This window comes from Bifidobacterium callitrichos, assembly GCF_008698085.1.
In the GTDB taxonomy this organism is placed as follows: domain Bacteria; phylum Actinomycetota; class Actinomycetes; order Actinomycetales; family Bifidobacteriaceae; genus Bifidobacterium; species Bifidobacterium callitrichos.
Window position 1 is genome coordinate 278,506 of the sequence record NZ_RZJP01000002.1, and the last position, 21,797, is coordinate 300,302.

Genomic DNA, 21,797 nt, shown 5'->3' on the forward strand with positions numbered 1-21,797 from the left:
CGGCCCTTACCTACTTCGCGGCGCGCTTCGGCTTGGCGGCCACCACTGCGGGGCGTTCGTATCCCTCGTTGGCGGTGAGCCAGTCGATGTCGCTTTTCACGGTGGCGGCGGTGGAGCCGATCTTCTCGGCGATGCGCGTGTTGGCCCAGCCCTGGTCGGCGAGCTTCTTCACCTCGGCGCGGCGTTCGGCGCGCTTCGCCTCGACGGCGCTCACCTTCGGCGCGGCCTTGCCCTTCGCGCCGGAGCCCGATCGACCGCCACGACCACGCTTGGGGGCCGGTCCCATCGCACGCTTCTCGGCGAGGATGCGGTAGGCGTCCGCCGGTTCGATGGTGGCCGGATCGTACTGGCGCGGCAGCGTGCGGTTGGTTTCGCCGTCGGTCAGGTACAGGCCGAATCGGCCCTCCTTGATGACCACCGGCTTGCCGGATTCCGGATCGTTGCCGAGCGAGCGGATCGGCGGCTTGGCGGCGCCGCGACCGCGACCGCGGTACTTCGGCTGCGCGAACAGATCCTTCGCCTGATCGATGGTGACGGTGAAGATCTCGTCCTCGGAGCCGAGCGAACGGGTATCGGTGGAGCCGTCCGCCTTCGTCTTGGTCAGGTACGGGCCGTAACGGCCGTTGTTCGCGATGACGTGCGATTCACTGATCTCACCGGTTTCGGCGTTCGTCTCCTCGTAGGAGCCGACCTCGCGCGGCAGACGCAGCAGTTTCAGCGCGTCATCGAGCGTGATCGACTCGGGACTCATCGTCTTGAACAGGCTTGCCATCTTCGGCTTCGGCGCGGCAGGCTGCTTCTTCGAGCCGCGCTTGGAGCCGGTCTCGGCAGGAGCCGCGGCACCGGCGGCGGCGCCCTCGGCTCCGGCCGGCGGGATCAGCGCCACGTACGGTCCGAAGCGTCCGTTGCGCACCTCGACCGTGCCGCCCGTGACCGGGTCCGTGCCCAGTTCGCGCGGGCCGCCGGAATGGTTGTCGATCAGATCGTGCGCCACGGCGACGGTCAGCTCGTCCGGCGCGATCGTGTCGGGCAGGGAGGCGCGCTTCGGGTTGCCTTCCGCATCGAGGTGCTGCGTGTCCTCCAGATATGGGCCGTAGCGGCCGACGCGCACGTGCAGACCGTCGCCGATCTCGATGGTGTTGATGGCGCGCGCGTCGATGTCGCCGAGCTGCGCGACCTGCTGCTGCAGGCCCTCGTGCGCCTCGTCGGCCGACTGCGCGGCACCGTGCCCGGAACCGAAGTAGAAGCGGGTGAGCCAGTCGCGGCCGGTCTCCTTGCCGTGCGCGATCTGGTCGAGGCCGTTCTCCATGTCGGCGGTGAACTGGTAGTCGACGAGCTTCGGGAAGTTCTTCTCCAGCAGCTTGATCACGGCGAACGCCAGCCACGAGGGGATCAGCGCGCGGCCGCGCTCGTACACGTATCCGCGGTCGATGATCGTGGAGATGATCGACGCGTAGGTCGACGGGCGGCCGATCTCCTTGGCCTCCAGCGTCTTGACGAGCGATGCCTCGGTGTAGCGCGCCGGCGGCTGGGTCTCGTGCCCGTCGGCCTCGACCTCGGATGCGCCGAGCCGCTGGCCCTCGCTCATCGGAGGCAGGGACGCGTTCTCGTCGGCCGACTTCGCCTTGCCGTCATCGTCCTTCGTCTTATCCGTCGAAGTCGCGCGACGCCCCTCGCCGGTCGCCTTCATGAAGCCCGGGAACTCGATCACCGTGCCGGACGCCTGGAACGCGGCCTCGCCGTGATCACCGGCCGGAGCGGTGAGCTTGACGGTCGCGGTCGAACCGGTGGCATCGGCCATCTGCGAGGCGAGCGTGCGCTGCCAGATCAGCGTGTACAGCTTCAGCTGGTCGCTCGGCACCTTCGTGGCCAGTTCGTCCGGATCATGGAAGTGCGCGCCGGCCGGACGGATGCACTCGTGGGCCTCCTGCGCGCCGGCGGTCTTGGTCGCGTACTGCTTGGGCGCGTCGGAGAGGTATCGCTCGCCGAAGTGGGCCGTGACGCTTTCGCGCGCGGCCGCGATGGCCTCCTGCGAGAGCGTCACCGAATCGGTACGCATATACGTGATGTAGCCGTTCTCGTACAGGCCCTGAGCGGCGCGCATCGTGGCGCGCGAGCTCATGCCGAGGCGATTGCCGGCGGTCTGCTGCAGCGTGGACGTGGTGAACGGCGGCAGCGGGCGGCGACGATACGGCTTCGATTCCATCGACGTGACGGTGAACGGCGCGTCGCGCAGTGCCGTGGCGAGCGAGCGAGCGGTCGCCTCGTCGAGCTGACGGACGCCGGCGGACACACTGTCCGCGATGAGTCGGCCGTCATCGCCGAAATCCCTGGATCCGGCCAGACGATGCCCGTCCAGCCCGGTCATGCGCGCCTCGAACGACACGGGCGCGCCCTCCGCACCCGGCGCGGACAGCGTCGCGGTCACATCCCAGTAGGGTGCGCGAACGAACGCCATGCGCTCGCGCTCGCGCTCGACGATCAGACGCGTGGCGACCGACTGCACGCGGCCCGCGGACAGGCCCGGGCCGACCTTGCGCCACAGCACCGGAGACAGCTCGTAGCCGTAGAGGCGATCGAGGATGCGTCGGGTCTCCTGCGCGTCGACCATGTCGGCGTCGACGTCGCGCGTCTGGGTGAGCGACTGGCGGATCGCGTTCTTGGTGATCTCGTGGAAGACCATGCGCTTGACCGGCACCTTGGGCTTCAACGTTTCGACCAGATGCCACGCGATGGCCTCGCCCTCGCGATCCTCATCGGTGGCGAGGTAGAGCTCGTCGGCCTTCTTCAGCGCTGATTTGAGCTCGGAGACCGTCTTCTTCTTGTTCGCGTCGACGATGTAGTAGGGCTTGAAGCCGTCGTCGACATCGACGCCGAACTTGCCGAACTTCGCCTTCTCGTCGGCGGGCACCTGACTCGGCTGCGCGAGATCCCGGATATGACCCACCGACGCCATCACCGTGTATCCGTCTCCCAGATAGCCGCCGATCTTGTGCGCCTTGGTGGGAGACTCCACGATCACCAGCTTGGTGCCATTTGCCATGATCTCTCCTTATTTCTTCTTCCGCTGTGCAGTCATCATACTCACGACGCGTGGCCAGAGGGTTCCCGGCGGCGCTTCGGCGGGGCCGGAGGCGCCCCCACCAGGCCGAGACGGCTCAGCGGCGAGGCGGTGATCTGGCGCATCATCAGCGTGCATCCGAAGACCAGCAGGACGATCGCGACGGCGAGAATCGCGCTGGCCGCCATCGAGCTCGACCGCGCCCACTGCGCGCTCATCGTCAGTCCGGGCACGATCTGCCACACTACGTACGCGCCGTACAACGTCGCCATGATCCCGGCGGTCAGGGACACGCTCGCGACGATCTGCGCGCCTGCGGAGGAGCGGCGCGTGCCCATGCGGTCCATGCCGGACGCGCGCGTGAACGCGAGGATGATCAGGGCGATGCCGCCGACCAGCAGCATGGCCATCGCCGCGTCGGACGGGCGATGCCAGCGTCCGTAGACGACGGACAGGCCGACGAACGCGCTCCACGTCATGCCGACGAGCGAGACGACCCATCGCCATCCGCGCGATACGACGAGCAGCAGCGCGATCGCGGACGCGACGGCGAGCGTGACGTGCCCGGAGGGCGCGGACGGACCGTCGACGATCTCGGTGTGGATGATGAACGGGCGCGGCAGCACGGGCTTCATCAGCGTGGCGGCGAAGCACAGCAGACCGAAGACGACGATCTGCCCCAACAGCCACCAGCGTCTGCGGATGGCGGCGATGACGACGGCGATGACGGCGAGCGCCGTCGAGACGATCACCACGTTCAGGTGCGTGCCGAGCGCAAGCAGACCGCCCAGCCATGCGGGGGCCGTGTCGGCGAAGGCGACTTCGGTCATGTCGTCGAACGCCTGACCGGCCTCGGTGTGCGTGCCGAGCCACCATACGCCGAACGCGGCGGCGATGAACATGAGGCCAAGCAGCACGCACAGCACGCGGCTGGAGGCGCGCGGGCTGCGGGAGAGGGGATCGTTCTCGCCGGATGAGGATGCCTTGGCGCCTGCCGGGGCTCCCATGCCGGCGCCCGCACCGGCGCCCGTGGCCGCGTCCATCACCGCGGTCAGATCCATCGTGTTCGTGCTTTCCACGTCGGCGACGTCGGCCAGCGACGTCGGCCGGTTCGACGACGGATACGCCGGCTTGGACGAGGATCGCACGGGAATGTCCAGCGGTTCGAAGTCGCGTACCAGATCCGAGGATGCACGCGAGGACGTGCCGGAGGGTGATTGCGGCATGAGACGAGGCTCGCGGGGATCACGAATCACGGGACCTGAGGGATCGGAAGGCTTCTGTTCGTCGGTCATGCCATACAGAGTAGCCCACAAGCATAGAAAAACCTCCACGCACCCGTCAGAGGCCGCTTACCCTTGCTGCATTCCTGCCCTGGGGGGATTGGGCGACGTAACGCCGCGTGGAGGCTTTGTCCACTATACACCATGTTCCGACATATCCCGACATCCCCGCCCTCCCCGACGTCCAGCTTCCTTCCAGACACCTTCATCATTGTGAGGATTTCACGGAAAAAAGCCGCCTTGCGCAGCCTGAACAAGCAAAACCCTAGCGGCTTGTTCAAGGCATGTGGTTACGGTGGAGGGTATGGTTTCACACTCTAGTAACGGTCGGAAGCATGCCCGGAGGGCGGCGCAGGGTACGTCGGAGCGCAGATCGACGCGCAATCCGGCAGCCCGTCACTACCGCGGCGGCAACCATCGTGCCAGGGGCGGGAAGGGCCCGAAGGCAAGGGGCCGCAGCCGGCATCTCATCCTCAAGTGGATACTCGGACTGATCGCGCTGTGTCTGGCAGCCGGCATCGGTCTGTTCGCGTACCTGTACGCCACCACGGAGGTCCCCGCGCCAGAGAAGGTCGCGATGGCCTCGAACACCACCGTCTACTTCAGCGACGGCACCACCGAGATGGGCACGTTCTCCGAGCAGAACCGCGAGATCATCGACTGCGCCGTACTCCCCGACTACGTAGGCAATGCGATCGTCGCGTCGGAGAACCGCAGCTTCTACACCGACCGCGGCATCGATCTGCAGGGCATCGCCCGCGCACTGGTGAACAACGTCACCAAGGGCACGCGCCAGGGCGGATCGACGATCACCCAGCAGTATGCGGAACGCTATTACCTCGGAGAAACGACCTCGTACACCGGCAAGCTGCACGAGGCGATCCTCGCGCTGAAGATCGCGCAGAGCCAGGACAAGTCCCAGGTGCTGTGCAACTACATGAACACGATCTATCTGGGTCGCGGCGCGTACGGCATCCAGGCGGCCGCACAGGCGTACTTCAACAAGGACGCCAAGGATCTAACCGTCTCCGAGGCGGCGATGATCGCCGGCATCATCCCGGCCCCCTCCACGTGGGATCCGGCGCAGAACCCGAAGATGGCTCAGCAGCGTTTCCACCGCGTGATCTCGATCATGAAGGAGGACGGCTACATCACCGCCAAGGAGGCCTCCGACGCCTCGACGATGCCTACCACCGTCGAGAACACGCAACAGGACATGTACAAGGGTCCGAACGGCTACCTGCTGCAGATGGTGCGCGATGAGCTCGTCAACAGCAAGGCGTTCACGAAGGACGATCTCGACACCGGCGGCTACAGGATCGTCACCACGATCGACAAGTCGAAGCAGGACCTCATGCAGCAGGTCGTCAGCCCCGCCAGCAACGGCATGCAGGGCGTGGTGCCCGAGGGCATGCAGTTCGGCGCGATGAGCGTCAATCCGAAGGACGGTTCGATCATCTCGCTGTACGCTGGCGACGACTACCTCACCAAGCAGCTCAACAACGCCACGCAGGCGCAGTACGAGGTCGGCTCCACGATGAAGGCGTTCGCGCTCATGGGCGCGGTGCAGGACAAGGTCAGCCTCAACACGATCTTCAACGGCAACTCGAAACGCACGTATCCGGGCATCGCGGGCACGGTGAGCAACGTGGGCGGCGCCAACCTTGGGTACATCAACCTGTACAAGGCCACGGCGCAGTCGTCGAACACGGTGTTCATGGATCTGCAGACCAAGCTCGGCACCAAGAAGATCGCCGAACTCGCGCGCGAGGCTGGCGTGCAGAGCACCTCATTGGACGGCTCCGAGCCGTACACGGTGCTCGGCAACAACGCGCTGACCGTCAGGGACATGACGTGGGCATACTCCACGATCGCCAATCAGGGCAACAAGCCGACGCTGCATATCGTCGCGAGCGTGAAGGACGTGCACAACAAGGATCTCTACCAGGCGCCGACATCCACCACGAAGGTGTTCGAGGCCAACGACGCGAACCTCGTGACCAAGGCCCTGACCGGCGTGGTCCAGTCCGGCACCGCCACCGAGGCGCGTTCGATCGGGCACACGATCGCCGGCAAGACCGGAACCTCGAACAACATGTACGCGGCGAGCTTCGTCGGCTACACGCCGTCCGTGGTCTCCACGTTCGCGATGTGGTATCCGGACGCGAACGGCAATCCGCAGGAGATCCCCTCGTTCGGCCGTTGGACCGGACACTCCGACTACCCGGTGCACCTGTTCACCCAGTACATGACGCAGGCGCTGGCCGGCACGGCGAACGAGTCCTTCCCGACCGCCAAGGACAACGGCAAGGTCGGCGGCTCCGACGGCACGTGGGGCACCGGTTCGAAGTCGTCGAGCAAGCGGTACTATTCGTCCTCCGGCTCGCAGGACGCCTATACGCAGGATCAGTCCACCGACTCCGCGCAGTCCGGCCAGAGTAGCGAATCCGGCGCGGGTACGGGCGGCACCGGCAGTGGTTCAGGCACGGGCACCGGATCGGGCTCGACAGGTGAATGCACGACCAATCCGTCCGCAGCGGGCTGCACGTCCTCCGGCTCCGGCTCCGGATCGAACGGCACAGGCAGCGGTTCCAACGATACCGGCGGAACCGGCTCCTCCGGCTCGGGATCGAACGGCACACAGGGCGATGTCCCCGAGAACACCCCTTCAGATCCATCTACCAACCCCGAACAGACCCCGGGCGTGATGGAGTAGCTGAAAGGAGGGCCTCGCACGGATCCAATCCATGCGAGGCCCTCCTACATAGTCAGCGCCTATCAGTGCCTATCAGTGCTCAGCCGAGCGGTTCACCCTGTTGATGCCGGAGATGATCGCCTTGAGCGCGGAAGTCGTGATCGACGAGTCGATGCCGACGCCCCAGATGATCTCGGAGTCCGCATCGGAGCCGACCTGGCACTCCACATAGGAGGCGGCCATCGCGTCGGTGCCGACGGACATCGTGTGCTCGACGTAGTCCATGACCGACGCCTCGATGCCGAGGTTCGCGATCGCGTTGAGGAACGCGGCGATCGGGCCGTTGCCCACGCCGGAGATCTCACGCTCGTGAGGCTCGTCGACGCCCACGTTGACGCCACGGTCAAGCACACGCGCCTTGAGCACGGTGTCGGAGCCATCCTCACCGGAGGAAACCGCCACCTTGAGCAGCTTCAGACGGCCCCACGGGGCGAGCGACGCATCGTGCGTGTCGCCGACGACCACGCCGGCGGCGGTCATGCCCGACTGCTCGACCGGCAGGTACTCGTCCTTGAACAGGCGCCAGATGTCCTCGTCCTTGACTTCCTTCTTCGTGTCGTCGGCGTACTTCTGCACGACCTTGTCGAACTCCACCTGCAGACGCTTCGGCAGGTCAAGGTTGTGGTTGGTCTTGAGCAGGTAGGCCATGCCACCCTTGCCGGACTGGGAGTTGACGCGGATGATCGCCTCGTACGTACGGCCGATGTCCTTCGGATCGATCGGCAGATAGGGCACGAGCCAGACGAACTTGTCGAGATCGGCGCCGGCGCGGTCCGCGGCCACCTGACGGGCCTCGAGACCCTTCTTGATGGCGTCCTGATGCGAACCGGAGAACGCGGTGAACACGAAGTTGCCCGCGTACGGGTGACGCTCGGAGATCTTGATCTGGTTGCAGTACTCGACGGTCTTGCGGATCTCCGGCACATCGGACAGGTCGAGCTGCGGGTCGACGCCCTGCGTGAGCAGGTTCAGGCCCAGCGTGACGAGGTCGACGTTGCCGGTGCGCTCGCCGTTGCCGAGCAGGCAGCCCTCGACGCGGTCGGCGCCGGCCAGTACGGCCAGCTCGGTGGCGGCCACGCCCATGCCCTCGTCGTTGTGCGGGTGCAGGGAGAGCACCACGGAGTCGCGGTCGTCGAGGTTGTTGGAGACGTACTCCACCTCGTCGGCGAATACGTTCGGCGTGGTCATCTCGACCGTTGCCGGCAGGTTGATGATCATCGGGTGCTCGGGGGTCGGCTTGATGACGCCGATCACCGCGTTGCACACCTCGACGGCGTACTCCGGCTCGGTGCCGGTGAAGGACTCCGGCGAGTACTCGTAGTACAGGTCGATGCCCTCGGCCTCGCCCTCCAGATGCTTGCACAGTTCGGCGGCGTCGGTGGCGAGCTTCTTGATCTCCTCCTTGTTCTTGCGGAACACGACCTCGCGCTGCAGCACGGAGACGGAGTTGTAGAAGTGCACGATCGCGCGCTTGGCGCCCTTGAGCGCCTCGTAGGTGCGGCGGATCAGGTGCTCGCGGCACTGGGTGAGCACGACGATGGTCACGTCGTCCGGAATGAGCTCACGTTCGATGAGCATGCGGATGAAGTCGAAATCGGTCTCCGAAGCGGACGGGAAGCCCACCTCGATCTCCTTGAAGCCCATGGAGACCAAGAGGTTCCAGAAGCGCAGCTTGCGCTCGGAGTCCATCGGGTTGACGAGCGCCTGGTTGCCGTCACGCAGATCGACGGAGCACCAGCGCGGCGCGCGCTGCAGCTTCTTGCCCGGCCACGTGCGCTGCGGGTAGTCGAACGGCACCTGCTTGTCGTAGGCGACGTACTTGGTGTACGGCATCTTGCTCGGTTTCTGCGGGTCGCCGATGAATCGTGCGGGAGGCAGCAGCGGGTCGTTGTTCCCTCCGTTGGATGCCGCGGCGACCGCGGCGAGATCGAATACCGATGATTGATCCTGACCCATCGTTCCTCCTTTGCTTGGTACACGGCGTTTGGTGCATGACCGTCTCTGCCGGCCATATGACAGTGATCAGACGTCTGTGGTTCGTTTACGCATACGTAACATGCGCAATCCCCCATCCTACCTACCGCGCGTCCCAACGCCTCGCCGGGTCCACAATGTTGCGCGATTCGTCGGTTTTCCCCCGATAGTGTCTCGCATATCACACCGCGCGATTTCACCGTGCGCGCGCCGCGCCCCGCCCCGACACAGCCGCCATCACGCGCCACACCTCGCGCTACATTGGAGTCATGACACTGCGATTCCGCGAGGACGGCACCTTCCGCGTGCTGCAGATGGCCGATATCCAGGACAAGCCCGAGGTCGATCCCGACACGATCCGTCTGATCCGCGAGGCGATCCGCAAGGCGGATCCCGATCTGGTGGTGCTGACCGGCGACCAGATCCGCGGTTACGATCCCGCATACATCGACACGTTCCTACGCCGCCGCGGCGAGCAGCCGGGCGCGCGCGTGCGCGTCGTCACCGAGATCGAGGCGAAGCTGCGGGGCGTCAAGCGCCGTATCGCCGAACGCCGCAACCCCGACGTGCCGCCGGTCGACGACGTCATCACGGCCGCCGATCTGATGGACGAGACGCGCGCCAAGGTGCGCCGCACGTTCGCCGCGTTCCTCGGACCGGTTATCGACGCCGGCGTGCCGTTCGCCGCGACCTACGGCAACCACGACTTCCAGTGCGGCATCCTCGCCGAGGAGCAGGACGACATCTACCGAGAATTCCCCGGCTGCCTCAACCCGCCGGCGCCCGCCTCCGACGAGCCCGACGCGCCGCGCCCCGATCCGCTCGCCTTCGAGCCGGGCACGTTCGCGATGCCGGTCGAATCCTCCGACGGTTCCGGTCATATCGCGATGAGCGTGATGATGGTCAATTCGGGCGATTACGCGGACAAGGACACCCCCGCCGAACGCGACGCGCAGTATCCGCTGTACGCGACGAACCCCCGCGGCCTCGACCTGGCCGACTCCGACGGCTACGGCACGCCCTCCCCCGAGGCGATCGCCTGGCTGGCGGACGTGCAGCACGAGCTGGCCGCGCGCAACGGCGACGGCAAGCCGGTGCCAGCCATCGCCTTCCAGCACATTCCGCCGCAGGAGTTCTACGACGTGCTGAAGGAGGTTCCGGCGTGGACGCCGAACGCCGTGGAGGGATCGCGCACCTTCTCCGGGCGATGCTTCGTGCTTGATGAATCGAAGTGTCGTCCGGGCTCCCGCCTCGGCGAGGGCATCGGATGCGCCGACGAGAACGTGGGCGAGGTCGACGCGATGCGCGATGCCGGCGGCTACTTCGCCCTGTTCTGCGGCCATGATCACAAGAACTCGTTCGTCGGGCACGACGACGGCATCGATCTGGGATACGCGCCCACCTGCGGATTCGAATGCTACGGCCCGAAGTCGCGACTGCGCGGCATCCGCCTGTTCGAGTTCCACGAGGATCACCCGGCCACGTACACCACGCGCATGCTCACGTGGGGCGAACTGGTCGGCCGCTATTCGCATAACGAACTGCGCGTCTGGTTCGAGGACCACTGCATCACCGACGGCGTCAGCGCCCGCGACCAGCTGCGCCGCCCCGCCGTCTTCGCCACCACCGCAGCCCTCGCCGGCGCCCTGCTCTACGCCATCACTCTCCCCCTGCGTCACCTCCTGCGGCGTCGCTGACCCATATCCGCCCCCGACCCCCGATAAGGGGCCAGATGGCTGGGGGGGGGTGAAAGACCGAGCCGCAGCTATCTATCGAAACAGACTCACTCCTCGGCGGGCGATGCAGTAGGCGTTGCCAAGCCATGTGTGACGCGAGTTCGGCCATACGGCGCCGAGCCTCGGCGCGTTCTGGCTCATCCAGATGCTCGGCACGCGCCCATCGGCCGAACGCGATCCGAGCAGGTTGAAGCCGTTCTTCTCCAGCAGCCATTCGGGGTGCTGCGTGGCGATCGCCAGACCCTCCTCCAGCGTGAGCGGCATGCGCTCGTCGGAGTCGATGAGCTTGCGCGCCACGTCAGGCTCACGATTGATGTAGCAGGTGCCGGTATGAGGTTCGACGACGAGGTAGAACGGTCCCTCCGGCGGCTCGAAGCCGTCCTGCGGCAGGAAACTGGCGATGTCGCGCGGCGGCATCGTCGTGAATCCCGCCATGCGGTTGATCGAGGTTCGGGCGATCAGCGATTCGGGCGAAACCAGCTCACGCGTCGGCACCAGCAGGATGTCCGCGCCGAGATCGGACTGCTCGAGCGCCTCGATCAGCGGGCGCGCGAGGGAACGGAACGCCGCCGCGCTCATATCCGCCACATCCGGGTATCCCAACGCTACGATCCGATCGAGCTGGTTCTTCGCTTCTTCCGATGCAATCGACATGCTTACAGCCTACCGCCGTGCCGGGAACCAGCGAACCAGTCACCATGCGGGCAAACGGGGGCGGACGCGCCGGCCGTTCCGTAGACTTGACGGTTACGTCACGTTGTATCCACCCATCTATTCCAAGAGGTTGTTATGTCCGAGAAACTCAAGGTCGGCGTCCTCGGCGCCACCGGTATGGTCGGCCAGCGCTTCATCACGCTGCTTGAGAACCACCCGTGGTTCGAGGTGACCACGCTCGCCGCATCCGCGCACAGCGCCGGCAAGACGTACGAGGAGGCGGTCGGCGACCGTTGGAAGATGGAAGCGCCGATGCCCGAGTACGTCAAGCACATGCCGGTGGTCGACAGCGATGACGCCGAGAAGGTCGCTGCCGGAGTGGACTTCATGTTCTCCGCCGTGAACATGCCGAAGGATCAGATCCGCGCGATCGAGGAACGCTACGCGAAGACCGAGACCCCGGTCGTCTCCAACAACAGCGCCCACCGCTGGACTGCGGACGTGCCGATGGTCGTGCCGGAGATCAACCCGGAGCATTTCGCCGTGATCGAGCACCAGCGCAAGCGTCTCGGCACCACGCGCGGCTTCATCGCCGTCAAGCCGAACTGCTCGATCCAGGCGTACACGCCGGCGCTGGCCGCGTGGAAGGAGTTCGAGCCGCACGAGGTGGTCGTGAGCACCTATCAGGCGATCTCCGGCGCGGGCAAGACGTTCAAGGACTGGCCCGAGATGGTGGGCAACATCATCCCGTTCATCTCCGGCGAGGAGGCCAAGAGCGAGAAGGAGCCGCTCAAGGTCTTCGGTCACGTGGATGACGAGAAGGGCGAGATCGTGCCGTTCGACGGCCCGCTGCGCATCACCTCGCAGTGCATCCGCGTGCCCGTACTCGACGGTCACACCGCCACCGTGTTCATCAACTTCGGCAAGAAGGCCACGAAGGAGGAGCTGATCGACCGTCTGGTCAACTACACCTCCCGTGCCGCGGAACTGGGGCTGCCTCACGCGCCGAAGCACTTCATCCAGTACCTGACCGAGGACGACCGCCCGCAGGTCAAGCTGGACGTCGACTACGAGGGCGGCATGGGCGTGTCGATCGGCCGTCTGCGTGAGGATTCGATCTTCGACTGGAAGTTCGTCGGACTCGCCCACAACACGCTGCGCGGCGCCGCCGGCGGCGCCCTCGAATGCGCCGAGATGCTCAAGGCGCTCGGCTACATCACCAAGAAGTAACAGCCAATCAACACTAGCCCCAGCCGGGTATCGCGGTTCCCACGTGGTTCCGCGATACCCGGCTTTTCATACCACATATTGAATTGGCAATAGACTTGCCACCGGCTGGTTTGCTTGCCCCGGCAGTATCCTGCGGTGTGAATTCATTGTTGAATTGACTGCCCCTCAGACCCGCTTCGTGGGCCGCCTCGTCCTGCAATTATGGACACGCTACGCGCGCGTCTTGTCAGCCCGTCTGTCGGCCGATCCCATAGGGTCCGACGTTATGGGAGCTCGTGGGATCGCGAAGACGTTCGATTACGTGGGGTCCAATACGGCGATCGGGGGGCGGATCGGGGGATGGATGCGTGACGAGTCTGCCACTCAGCGCAGGTCAATCGGTTGATGTTCGTTGAGTGGCAGAAAACCGTGCCCGCCCCATTATCCTATCGGCGTGATCGCTCAGCGACCGGTGCCGCCGTAGACGACGGCCTCCACCTGCGTGGCGTCGAGACCGTAGGCGGTGTGCAGGGCGCGCACGGCATCGTTGAGCTGGTCGAGCGGCACGAGCGCGGCGATGCGGATCTCGGAGGTGGAGATCATCAGCACGTTGATGCCGTGATCGCTCAGCGCCTGGAAGAACTTGGCGGCGAGGCCGGAGTGGGTCTTCATGCCCACGCCGACGACGGCGACCTTGCCGACCTTGGTATCCACGTCGAAGGCACGGTAGCCCAGTTCCTCGTGCTTGTCGATCAGGGCGTTCTCCACCGCCTTGACGGACGACTCCGGCACGGTGAAGGAGATGTCGGCGAGGCCCGCGGAGGAGCCGGCCTGCACGATCATGTCCACGTTGATGCCGGCGGCCGCCAGCTCGGTGAACACCTTCGCTGCCATGCCCGGCTCGTTCGGCACGCCACGCACGGTGGCCAGCGCCTCGCTGCGGTCATGCGCCACGCCGGAGATGACCGGAGCCTCGGGGCCGAGGTCCGGGAACAGATCGCCCATCGATTTTTCGTTGTTGTTGTCGCTCATTGTCTTGCCTTGTCTTGCTTCGTAAACGTGTTGTCAATACCGTCGGCGCGATGCCGTCGACGTGATCTCGACCGATCAGTCGATGTTCGGCAGCGTGCGCGGGTCGACTCCCTCGGGAACGACCAGCGTGCCAGGGCGGTGGGAGAAGGAGCTGCGCACATGCAGAGGCATGTTGAATCGCTGCGCGTATTCGACGCAGCGCAGCGCGAGCACCTTCGAACCGCAGGATGCCATTTCGAGGATCGCGTCGTAGCCGACGTAGGGGATGCGGCGTGCGGTCGGCACGATGCGCGGATCGGCGGTGAAGATGCCGTCCACGTCGGTGTAGATCTCGCAGATGTCGGCGCCGAGTGCAACGGCGAGCGCAACGGCGGAGGTGTCGGAGCCGCCGCGGCCGAGCGTGGTGGCATCGCCCTTCGCGTTGATGCCCTGGAATCCGGCGACGATCGCGACGTCTCCCAGCGACAGCGCGTTCTTCACGCGGTCGGGCTTGACGGCCTTGATGTGGGCCGCGCCATAGCGTGCGTCGGTAAAGAAGCCGGCCTGCTGTCCGGTGAAGGAGTGGGCGCGACTGCCTTCCGCATGAATGGCCATGGCAAGCAGACTCATCGAGATGCGTTCGCCGGCGGTCATGAGCATGTCCATCTCGCGCTCGGGCGGGTTCGAGTCGATGCTCAGCGCCTGATCGATGAGATCATCGGTGGTGTCTCCCATTGCGGATACCACCACGGCGACCTTGTTGCCTTTCTTCTTGGTCTCGACGACGCGCTTGGCCACACGTTTGATCGATTCCGTATCGGCGACCGACGAGCCGCCGTACTTCTGTACGATGAGAGCCACTGCTGTCCATTTCTCTCTTGGGGGTTTCGGGGCATGCGCCCCTCGATATTCCGTCCGCTTATTCTACGTAAGCGGCACGATTATAAGGATTTCGCGGCCCGAACCCCATCCGCTCACCCAACATGCGGACGGCGGGAGATGTCAAGGAGACAGCGGAGGGAACGGAGGCGGATTCCTCCTATGCCTCGCGGCGGCCGGCGAGCGCACGGCCGAGCGTGATCTCGTCGGCGTATTCGAGGTCCGAGCCGACCGGCAGTCCGCTGGCGAGGCGCGTGACCTTGATGCCGAGCGGGCTGATCAGGCGGCTCAGGTACGTGGTGGTCGCCTCTCCTTCGATGTTCGGGTCGAGCGCGAGGATGATCTCCTTGACGCTGTCGTCCTTGAGCCGTTCGAGCAGTCCTGCGATGTGCAGATCACTCGGTCCGACGTTGGCCATCGGGTTGATGGCCCCACCGAGCACGTGGTACATGCCGCGGTATTCGCGCGTGCGCTCGATGCTCATCACGTCCTTTGGCTCCTCGACGACGCAGATCAGCGTGTGGTCGCGTCGCGGATCGGAGCAGATCGGACACGGGCTGGTCTCGCACACGTTGCCGCATATGTCGCAGAAGCGCACCTTCGCCTTGACTTCGGTGATGGCGTCGGCGAGCGCCGCCGCCTCCTGCTCGTCGGCGCTCAGCAGGTAGAATGCGATGCGCTGTGCGCCTTTCGGCCCGATGCCGGGCAGTTTGTTGAATGCGTCGATGAGCCGTTGGATCGCGCCGTCATAGGCCAATGCCATGCCCGTTCCTCCTTGTCACGTGTTCATTCCGTGTCTTCATGCGCGCGCTCGAGTGCCGTTCCGCACCATTCGCGCCGCCCCCGTCACTCGTCGTCATGCTTGGGTGCCGGATGGGCGTTGCGCGGGTTGTGCGGATCGTCGGCGGCGAACTGTTCGACCTTCTTCACTTCGAACATCCGCAGCAGCTCGTTCCGATCCATTGCGGTGGCCTCGCCGAGCGACTGGTCGTCCATCGAGTACTCGTCCTCATCCGCGGAGACCTGCGGCCTTGCGGACGCGGGCGACTGCGACCGGGCGACGTTCCAAGGATCAGCCGGAGATCCCGCGCCAACGACCGCCCCGCCGCCAACGCCTACACCTGCGGTGCCGGCGGGCTTCGCCGGTGTTTCACGTGAAACATCCGAGGGTGTATTCCACGGATCGTCCGGCTCGCTGGGCGGTGGCACGTCCTTCCATGGGTCGTCCGGCTCGTTTGGAACCGGACGCTGCGACCCGGGGCCGGGCGTCCCGGAAGGGCGATTCGGCTGTGTCGGGGCACTACCGGCCGACGGCGCCAACCACGCATCGGGAGCTCCGGCTCCCGGCCCTGCCGGTCGAGCGGGCTGGTTCCATGGATCGCCGTAGGCGCTCCGTCCATTCTGACCGGCCGGAGCAGATGAGGCGACAGTCGGGCGTCCGATCATCCGATCGTCGCCGCCGGCACCGGTTCCCGACGGTTCCGGCTGTCCGTGCTGTCCGGATTGTCCCGGCTGCCCAGAAGTGGATGAATGATCACCGACGCCGTGCCCGGCTCCGATGTTTCCGGGCTTCGGCATGGCCGCGGGCTGCGCCCACGGGTCGATGCCATCGCTCAGATCGGGGACCGCCACGTGCTTGTGATGGTGCTCGTCCGCCCCGGATTCACCGGCATTGTCTCGTGGACCATTGCCGCCGATTCCAACCGCCGATGCAGCGGGCTTCGTCAGCGTCGGATGCGCCCACGGGTCGTCGTCATCCAACGCCGACAGCGCGGCGGACCGAGCTCGGTGAGCTTCGTCATCGTCCGACGAGGCACTGGCCGTGTGCGCGCTCTGGGCTGCGTGCTCACGGCTCGACTCCTGACCGCCGTTCCCCGACGAGGCAGCGGACTCGGCCGTGGCGGACAGGCTTGCCGCCGCCTTGAGGTTCTCCTGCAGCAGCTGCGCCTTGATGCGCTGCTGCTCACCCATCGGCAGTTTGCTGAAGGCCGGCGTCTTCTGACCGTCGTCGGTGGTGGGGGTCGGAGCGATCTCGGTCTGCTCGCCGAACACCTTGCGCACTTCGGAGCGCAGGATGGACACGACCTTGTTGCTGCCGTCGACCTCTTCGGATGCCACGGCCAGCGCGAAGGCGTACTTGCTGAGGGGCTTGTCGAACTTCAGCCACAGCCTCATCCGACCGGTCTGCTTGTACGGACGCAGGCTGATGCGCAGCACCTTGTCGCGGGTGACGTATCGGCGTACGTCGTCGGGCAACGACGCGACCAGAGCATCCCACTTCTGGTCGGGCGTGCGATTGTCGGAAGCAGCGGGGGCGGCAGTGCCACCAGTGACCTGCGAGGTGTTATCGCCGGCTGCCGTCGACGCGGCCGCGGACCCAGCGGCGGATGCTCCGGCCCCTGAGGTAGAGGCCGCCGCCGCAACGGAAACCGCAGCGTTCACGAAGCCGTCACCATGCGAGATTCCCGCTCCCGAGACGCCGGCATTGCCTGCATCGCCCGCAGCAGCGGATGAAACAGCGAAACCGGCACCGGCAACAGCCTGCTGATTGCGCGCGGCACCGGCGAAACCACCACCGACGCCGCCGGCATTGCCGCGAGCGCCTCCGGCGTTACGCGCCGCACCGGCGAAGCTGCCATGACCCGAGCCGACCGCGTTCCCGGCTCCGGAATTGCCGGCGAATCCGCCGGTAGTCCCGGCACCGGCTGTTCCGGCACCAGCCGACGCCTGCGCACCTCCCATGCCGTTGCCCGCGCCGCTGCCGATCGCGGCGGGGGCCGGAGCCGCGAATCCGGTCTCCGCTCCGGCGAGCAGTCTCGCCGCCAGCAGCTCCAGACGCATGCGCGGCGATATCGCACCGGTCATCGCACCCAGCGTGTCGTTGATGATGTCGGCCATGGCGGTGAGCGCGCCGAGCCCCAGCGCGGCCGCCTGACGATGCAGATCGCCCATCTCCTCAGCCTCGGCGGTGTCGGACAGCACGCTTTCCGCCCGATCCCCCGCCAACGTGAGCACCAGCAGGTCCCGCACGCGGGCGAGCAGGTCCTCGACGAATCGGCGCGGATCGAAGCCGCCGACCACGACCTTCTGGATGACGCCGTACAGGTCCTTGCCGTTCCTGTCGATCACCGCGTCGATCGCCTCGCCGATGAGCGCCTCGGGCGTGAAGCCGAGCAGCGCCACGGAGGCGTCGTGCGTGATCACGCCGTCGACCGAGCCGACCATGAGCTGATCCAATACGGACAGTGTGTCTCGCACCGATCCGCCGCCGGCGCGCATCGCAAGCCGAAGCACACCCGGTTCGGGCTTGATGTGCTCCTCATCGCAGATCTTCTCAAGGTACGGCCCCATGATCTCAGCCGGAACGAGCCTGAACGGATAGTGGTGGGTGCGCGAGCGGATGGTGCCGATCACCTTGTCGGGCTCGGTGGTGGCGAAAATGAACATCACATGCTCGGGCGGCTCCTCGACGATCTTGAGCAGCGCGTTGAATCCCTGCGGCGTGACCATATGGGCCTCGTCGAGGATGAAGATCTTGTACCGGTCGCGTGCGGGGGCGAATCCTGCGCGTTCACGCAGTTCGCGCGCATCGTCGACACCGTTGTGCGACGCCGCGTCGATCTCGACCACATCGATCGACCCCGGGCCGCCGGTGGCGAGATCCTTGCAGGACTCGCACTCGCCGCACGGATGCGAGGTCGGTCCCTTCTCGCAGTTCACGCATCGGGCGAGAATACGGGCGGAGCTGGTCTTGCCGCAACCTCGCGGACCGGAGAACAGGTACGCGTGAGTGAGCTTGCCCTCGTCCAGCGCCCGCATCAGCGGTACGGTGACCTGATCCTGCCCGATTACTCCCTCGAACGTGTCCGGGCGATAACGTCGATACAGTGCAAGTGCCATATGTTCCAACCTACCTCAAACCGACTACCCATCGATGGCGATGGATGTTGACGAAACGCGCACAACCGTCGTGCGCACCACCGCAATCACCTACACTGTTGCCATGAGCAGTATTGACACGACGTCAACAGCGACGATGACGGCGACGGGCAAAGGAGACGCCAGGCGCGCGGCGATCGTGCGCGCAGCGAGAGAGATCTGTCTGGAGAAGGGCTTCTCCAGGATCACCGTGAGCGACATCGCCTCGCGGGTGCACATGACCAGATCATTGTTCTACCACTACTTCCCCGATAAGGACGCGGTCGCCGACGCCGTGCTCGACGACGTGGTGGGCGAGATCCTCTCCAAGCTCGAGGCGTGGAACGCATCCCGCGAGACCGGCAACATCGACAAGGCGCTCGACGACATGGTACGGCTGATCCGCGCCCTCATCGCGAATGAGGGTCCGTTCTCGGCCCGCATGATCCATGAGGGCAATGCGGAGCTGTACATCCGGTTCATCGACCGCATCGCCGATCGTATCGCCGACCTGCTGGAACGCACCGTCGTGCGCGATTTCGCGCTCCTGCACGGCATGCCGATCACGAACGTGCACGAGACGTTCTTCACGCTCATCGTCGGGCTGATCTCCCTGATCCGATCGCATGCGAACGTCACCGACGCGACGCTGAAGTCGCTGATCGCACAGACGCTGCATCTGACCGACTACCTCCGTTCATCGCCGGCGGCAACGGCTACGGCCAGCTGAACCGGGCGACCGTCGAACCGAACCACCAGTCGAATCAGACGAATGCGCCGGTGATCGGATCGCGTCCGTCGCGGCGTATGGCGTCCAGCACCGCCTGTTCGCCTCGCGCTCGTTCATGCCAGCCGACCACGGCCGGCGGCACCAGCACGCGCAGCGAACGATCGCACGCCCGTACGACCACCGGCAGTCGACCGATGTACTCGCCGTCCGCCATCAGCACCGGCGGCTCGTCACCCACCGCAGCCCGGGTGATCTCGACGGCACGCACCCGTTTCCACCCGAAGATGCGGGAGGCGAGCAGTTTACCGTTGTAGGCCTTGGAGATCGCATCGGCGATCTCCAACGGACCAGGCATGTGATCGATCCAGATCAGGTCGAGCAGCCCGTCATCGAACCGCGAGTACGGAGACACCTCCAGCCCGCCACCGATGTGCCGCGAATTGGCGACGGTCACCATCGGCGTGATGAGATCATGCTCCTCGATCGTGCCATCCGCAAGCGTGGCCCTGATGTGGTACCCGTACCGTTTGAGATGCGCCACCTCGACGAGCACCGCCGCGAAGTATCGCAGCGATCCTCCCGGCAATCGCGAATGGTTGGCCCGGTCGTTGATGCTCGCATCCAATCCACAGGACAACATGCCCGCGTAGTACCGGTCGCCGTTGATCCCACCATCGGCAAGCTCCTTGCCGGTGGTGGGATCAACGGCGACAAATCCCGGCAACGCCGTGACCCGGCCCATGTCGACGTCGATATACGATCCGCGTACGATCGCTCCGACGATGCCCTCGACCGCCGTGGGGATCTTGTTGACCGGCAGTGAGAGACCGCGGGCGAAGTCGTTGCCCGATCCGGTCGCCACGATGCCCAGCGGCTTGCCGCTGGAACCGACAGCATTCGCGCCGAGGGCGATCATGCCGTCACCGCCCACCACGACCAGATGGTCGTAGTCGTTCATGCGACCGCGCACCTTGGCAAGGGAGTCGTCGAAACTGTTTCCGGTCAGATCGAGCACATCGAATCCATGATGGCGGCCGGCTTCGGTCAGCATGTCGAATACCTGCGTTCCGATCCTGGCGCCTCTGCCCTTGTCGGATACGGGATTGCCGACCATGGCGACGGTCGTATGCTTCTGGCTCTCGGTCATACGCAACACGATAACCGGGAGGCCGGCTGACGCGCCAGCAGTCTATTCGCAGACCGTCGGCCCTGCCCGAGCGGACTGGATCATATCGGGCAGGAACGGCATCCCGACGTCCACGCCCACCTGAACCAGCACGTCCTCGCCGGTGTCACCGCCGACGTCGCAGGAGATCAGATGCGCGCCCTGGCCTTCGGCGGCCCTGGCTGCCACCTCGCATGGCTCACCGCCGGACCACAGGGCGTTGGCCGCGGAAAGCGCCGACATATCCGCGGCCGTTGCCGCACGGGAACGGCCAACCAGTATCTGGCCGACGCCCACCGCCACGACGATCATGACCGTGGCGACGGTGATCATGATGATGCCGAGTATGGTGCCGGCGCCTTCATCGCATGCGGTTGCGGTGGCGGCGAATCGGTCGAATCGCCCGCGGCGGCCGAGGCGCCTGTCGTTTTGCTTACTCATGTCCCTCATGTCAGCACTCCCACCGCTTTGCCCGATGCCAGTGACGGCAACACGCCCATCGGATCGGGAACCACCGGGCAATGTGTGATGACGGTGACAGTCCCGGCTTCGGCGTCGACATCGATGTCGACGTCGACATCCTTCCCGGCGACCGCCTGAGCGGCGGCCTCGGAATCCGCGTCCCCTCCGGAGGAGACGACGGCGCGGGCGGCGGCGGATGCGGCGTCCTGACAGGTCATGGACACCACCACTCCGCGGGCGAGCGCAGCCAGCAGGATGATCATCACCATCACGGAAGGCAGTACGCTGGCGAATTCGGCGGTGACCGCGCCGGCGTCGGAACGGGACATCCATGTGAGTACTGCGGGCAACCGTCCCCGAAGGTTGAAGACACGATTATCGCGGCTGCGTTTATGGATCGGGGGCGTCGGCCCTGAACGGGCCGACGAGGGAAGAGATGGCGATTGGTTCGGCGACTGATGCCGTCCGCCGGCAACGGCGGAGATCGTTGCCGGCGGACGACGTGCACGACGCTTTACGTACGGTTTCATCGGTGGCGTCCGATTGCGATCAGGCTCGACTCACGGGGAATCAAGCGGCGAACGTTCCCGTGGTGACCGCCTCGAAAATGGTGGTGAAGACCTTATGGACCAAGGCCTTGAATTCCTTGGACTTCAGGATCGTCCAAAGGATACCGCCGAGGCTTACGGCCGCAACGGTGACGGCCGCATACTCGACGGTCGCCGCGCCCTCTTCGGGCTCGGCGGTCAGGGTGCGGATCCTGGCGTCAAGCATGTAGAGACGAGCCTTGGCGCTGGTCAGCATGTTGTTGATCTTGGTGTTCATCATGACTCCTTCATCATGTCGTTATTGGTTTCCTGGTTTCCCCGTTTCGGCCGGCGGCTCCGACGTTGGAACCCTGTCGAACCGGGTGTGACCACTGTGCCGCCGATCGATCCGACGAACACGGAAAATCCGGGG

16 protein-coding genes and 1 other RNA gene are annotated in these 21,797 nt (G+C 65.5%); 4 read left to right on the forward strand and 13 right to left on the reverse strand.

The window, feature by feature from the left end; genetic code table 11:
* Positions 1-10: 10 nt before the first annotated feature.
* From topA to ffs, 3 genes are all read right to left on the reverse strand, one after another.
* Positions 11-3,043, reverse strand: a complete 3,033-nt coding sequence (gene topA, locus EMB92_RS05800; RefSeq protein ID WP_150394101.1) for a type I DNA topoisomerase — start codon at positions 3,041-3,043, stop codon at positions 11-13.
* 41 nt (positions 3,044-3,084) lie between these two features.
* Positions 3,085-4,287, reverse strand: coding sequence for a phosphatase PAP2 family protein (locus EMB92_RS05805; protein WP_160268284.1), 1,203 nt, complete (start codon positions 4,285-4,287; stop codon positions 3,085-3,087).
* A gap of 92 nt (positions 4,288-4,379) precedes the next feature.
* Positions 4,380-4,476: signal recognition particle sRNA small type (gene ffs / locus EMB92_RS05810), an RNA gene on the reverse strand.
* 172 nt (positions 4,477-4,648) lie between these two features.
* On the opposite strand from ffs, the gene EMB92_RS05815 reads away from it, so the two are divergent.
* Positions 4,649-7,060, forward strand: coding sequence for a transglycosylase domain-containing protein (locus EMB92_RS05815; RefSeq protein ID WP_150394102.1), 2,412 nt, complete (start codon positions 4,649-4,651; stop codon positions 7,058-7,060).
* A 72-nt stretch (positions 7,061-7,132) separates the two neighbouring features.
* Here EMB92_RS05815 and leuA read toward each other — a convergent pair whose 3' ends face one another.
* On the reverse strand, positions 7,133-9,055 hold the full coding sequence (gene leuA, locus EMB92_RS05820) for a 2-isopropylmalate synthase (RefSeq protein WP_043165610.1): 1,923 nt from the start codon (positions 9,053-9,055) through the stop codon (positions 7,133-7,135).
* Positions 9,056-9,342: 287 nt separating this feature from the next.
* Here leuA and EMB92_RS05825 point away from each other — a divergent pair, with 287 nt between their 5' ends.
* Positions 9,343-10,770, forward strand: coding sequence for a metallophosphoesterase family protein (locus EMB92_RS05825; protein ID WP_190973571.1), 1,428 nt, complete (start codon positions 9,343-9,345; stop codon positions 10,768-10,770).
* A 72-nt stretch (positions 10,771-10,842) separates the two neighbouring features.
* Here EMB92_RS05825 and EMB92_RS05830 read toward each other — a convergent pair whose 3' ends face one another.
* Positions 10,843-11,463: a DUF5701 family protein gene (locus EMB92_RS05830; protein ID WP_043165613.1), complete on the reverse strand. Its 621-nt coding sequence runs from the start codon at positions 11,461-11,463 to the stop codon at positions 10,843-10,845.
* A gap of 135 nt (positions 11,464-11,598) precedes the next feature.
* On the opposite strand from EMB92_RS05830, the gene asd reads away from it, so the two are divergent.
* Positions 11,599-12,693: an aspartate-semialdehyde dehydrogenase gene (gene asd / locus EMB92_RS05835; protein ID WP_150394103.1), complete on the forward strand. Its 1,095-nt coding sequence runs from the start codon at positions 11,599-11,601 to the stop codon at positions 12,691-12,693.
* A gap of 441 nt (positions 12,694-13,134) precedes the next feature.
* On the opposite strand, the gene EMB92_RS05840 is transcribed toward asd, so the two are convergent.
* From EMB92_RS05840 to dnaX, 4 genes are all read right to left on the reverse strand, one after another.
* Positions 13,135-13,704, reverse strand: coding sequence for an ACT domain-containing protein (locus EMB92_RS05840; RefSeq protein ID WP_150394104.1), 570 nt, complete (start codon positions 13,702-13,704; stop codon positions 13,135-13,137).
* Between the two features lie 75 nt (positions 13,705-13,779).
* Positions 13,780-14,544, reverse strand: a complete 765-nt coding sequence (locus EMB92_RS05845; RefSeq protein ID WP_043165623.1) for an aspartate kinase — start codon at positions 14,542-14,544, stop codon at positions 13,780-13,782.
* Between the two features lie 178 nt (positions 14,545-14,722).
* Positions 14,723-15,325, reverse strand: coding sequence for a recombination mediator RecR (gene recR, locus EMB92_RS05850; protein ID WP_043165625.1), 603 nt, complete (start codon positions 15,323-15,325; stop codon positions 14,723-14,725).
* A gap of 83 nt (positions 15,326-15,408) precedes the next feature.
* Positions 15,409-18,462: a DNA polymerase III subunit gamma/tau gene (gene dnaX / locus EMB92_RS05855; RefSeq protein WP_150394105.1), complete on the reverse strand. Its 3,054-nt coding sequence runs from the start codon at positions 18,460-18,462 to the stop codon at positions 15,409-15,411.
* Between the two features lie 103 nt (positions 18,463-18,565).
* Between dnaX and EMB92_RS05860 the strand changes: the two genes are divergently transcribed.
* A complete protein-coding gene (locus EMB92_RS05860; protein WP_223847594.1) occupies positions 18,566-19,210 on the forward strand; it encodes a TetR/AcrR family transcriptional regulator in 645 nt (214 codons plus the stop codon).
* A gap of 34 nt (positions 19,211-19,244) precedes the next feature.
* Here the strand turns inward: EMB92_RS05860 and EMB92_RS05865 are convergent, their stop codons facing one another.
* The 4 genes from EMB92_RS05865 to EMB92_RS05880 all read right to left on the reverse strand — a co-directional run bounded on the left by EMB92_RS05865 (position 19,245) and on the right by EMB92_RS05880 (position 21,665).
* Complete coding sequence (locus EMB92_RS05865) at positions 19,245-20,357, reverse strand: diacylglycerol/lipid kinase family protein (RefSeq protein ID WP_150394106.1); 1,113 nt, start codon at positions 20,355-20,357, stop codon at positions 19,245-19,247.
* Positions 20,358-20,399: 42 nt separating this feature from the next.
* Positions 20,400-20,816, reverse strand: a complete 417-nt coding sequence (locus EMB92_RS05870; protein WP_190973572.1) for an Rv3654c family TadE-like protein — start codon at positions 20,814-20,816, stop codon at positions 20,400-20,402.
* A 5-nt stretch (positions 20,817-20,821) separates the two neighbouring features.
* The gene (locus EMB92_RS05875; protein WP_150394108.1) at positions 20,822-21,166 is read right to left on the reverse strand and encodes a TadE family type IV pilus minor pilin; all 345 of its coding nucleotides are present in this window, start codon (positions 21,164-21,166) and stop codon (positions 20,822-20,824) included.
* 241 nt (positions 21,167-21,407) lie between these two features.
* Positions 21,408-21,665, reverse strand: a complete 258-nt coding sequence (locus tag EMB92_RS05880) for a DUF4244 domain-containing protein (protein ID WP_150394109.1) — start codon at positions 21,663-21,665, stop codon at positions 21,408-21,410.
* Between the last annotated feature and the right edge of the window lie 132 nt (positions 21,666-21,797).

What these genes read in the sequence shown, in the direction of transcription:
- topA (WP_150394101.1), bottom strand. Translation starts at nt 3,043, where the DNA reads ATGGCAAATGGCACCAAGCTGGTGATCGTGGAGTCTCCCACCAAGGCG.
- EMB92_RS05805 (WP_160268284.1), bottom strand. Translation starts at nt 4,287, where the DNA reads ATGCCGCAATCACCCTCCGGCACGTCCTCGCGTGCATCCTCGGATCTG.
- EMB92_RS05815 (WP_150394102.1), top strand. Translation starts at nt 4,649, where the DNA reads ATGGTTTCACACTCTAGTAACGGTCGGAAGCATGCCCGGAGGGCGGCG.
- leuA (WP_043165610.1), bottom strand. Translation starts at nt 9,055, where the DNA reads ATGGGTCAGGATCAATCATCGGTATTCGATCTCGCCGCGGTCGCCGCG.
- EMB92_RS05825 (WP_190973571.1), top strand. Translation starts at nt 9,343, where the DNA reads ATGACACTGCGATTCCGCGAGGACGGCACCTTCCGCGTGCTGCAGATG.
- EMB92_RS05830 (WP_043165613.1), bottom strand. Translation starts at nt 11,463, where the DNA reads ATGTCGATTGCATCGGAAGAAGCGAAGAACCAGCTCGATCGGATCGTA.
- asd (WP_150394103.1), top strand. Translation starts at nt 11,599, where the DNA reads ATGTCCGAGAAACTCAAGGTCGGCGTCCTCGGCGCCACCGGTATGGTC.
- EMB92_RS05840 (WP_150394104.1), bottom strand. Translation starts at nt 13,704, where the DNA reads ATGAGCGACAACAACAACGAAAAATCGATGGGCGATCTGTTCCCGGAC.
- recR (WP_043165625.1), bottom strand. Translation starts at nt 15,325, where the DNA reads ATGGCATTGGCCTATGACGGCGCGATCCAACGGCTCATCGACGCATTC.
- dnaX (WP_150394105.1), bottom strand. Translation starts at nt 18,462, where the DNA reads ATGGCACTTGCACTGTATCGACGTTATCGCCCGGACACGTTCGAGGGA.
- EMB92_RS05860 (WP_223847594.1), top strand. Translation starts at nt 18,566, where the DNA reads ATGAGCAGTATTGACACGACGTCAACAGCGACGATGACGGCGACGGGC.
- EMB92_RS05865 (WP_150394106.1), bottom strand. Translation starts at nt 20,357, where the DNA reads ATGACCGAGAGCCAGAAGCATACGACCGTCGCCATGGTCGGCAATCCC.
- EMB92_RS05870 (WP_190973572.1), bottom strand. Translation starts at nt 20,816, where the DNA reads ATGAGTAAGCAAAACGACAGGCGCCTCGGCCGCCGCGGGCGATTCGAC.
- EMB92_RS05875 (WP_150394108.1), bottom strand. Translation starts at nt 21,166, where the DNA reads ATGTCCCGTTCCGACGCCGGCGCGGTCACCGCCGAATTCGCCAGCGTA.
- EMB92_RS05880 (WP_150394109.1), bottom strand. Translation starts at nt 21,665, where the DNA reads ATGATGAACACCAAGATCAACAACATGCTGACCAGCGCCAAGGCTCGT.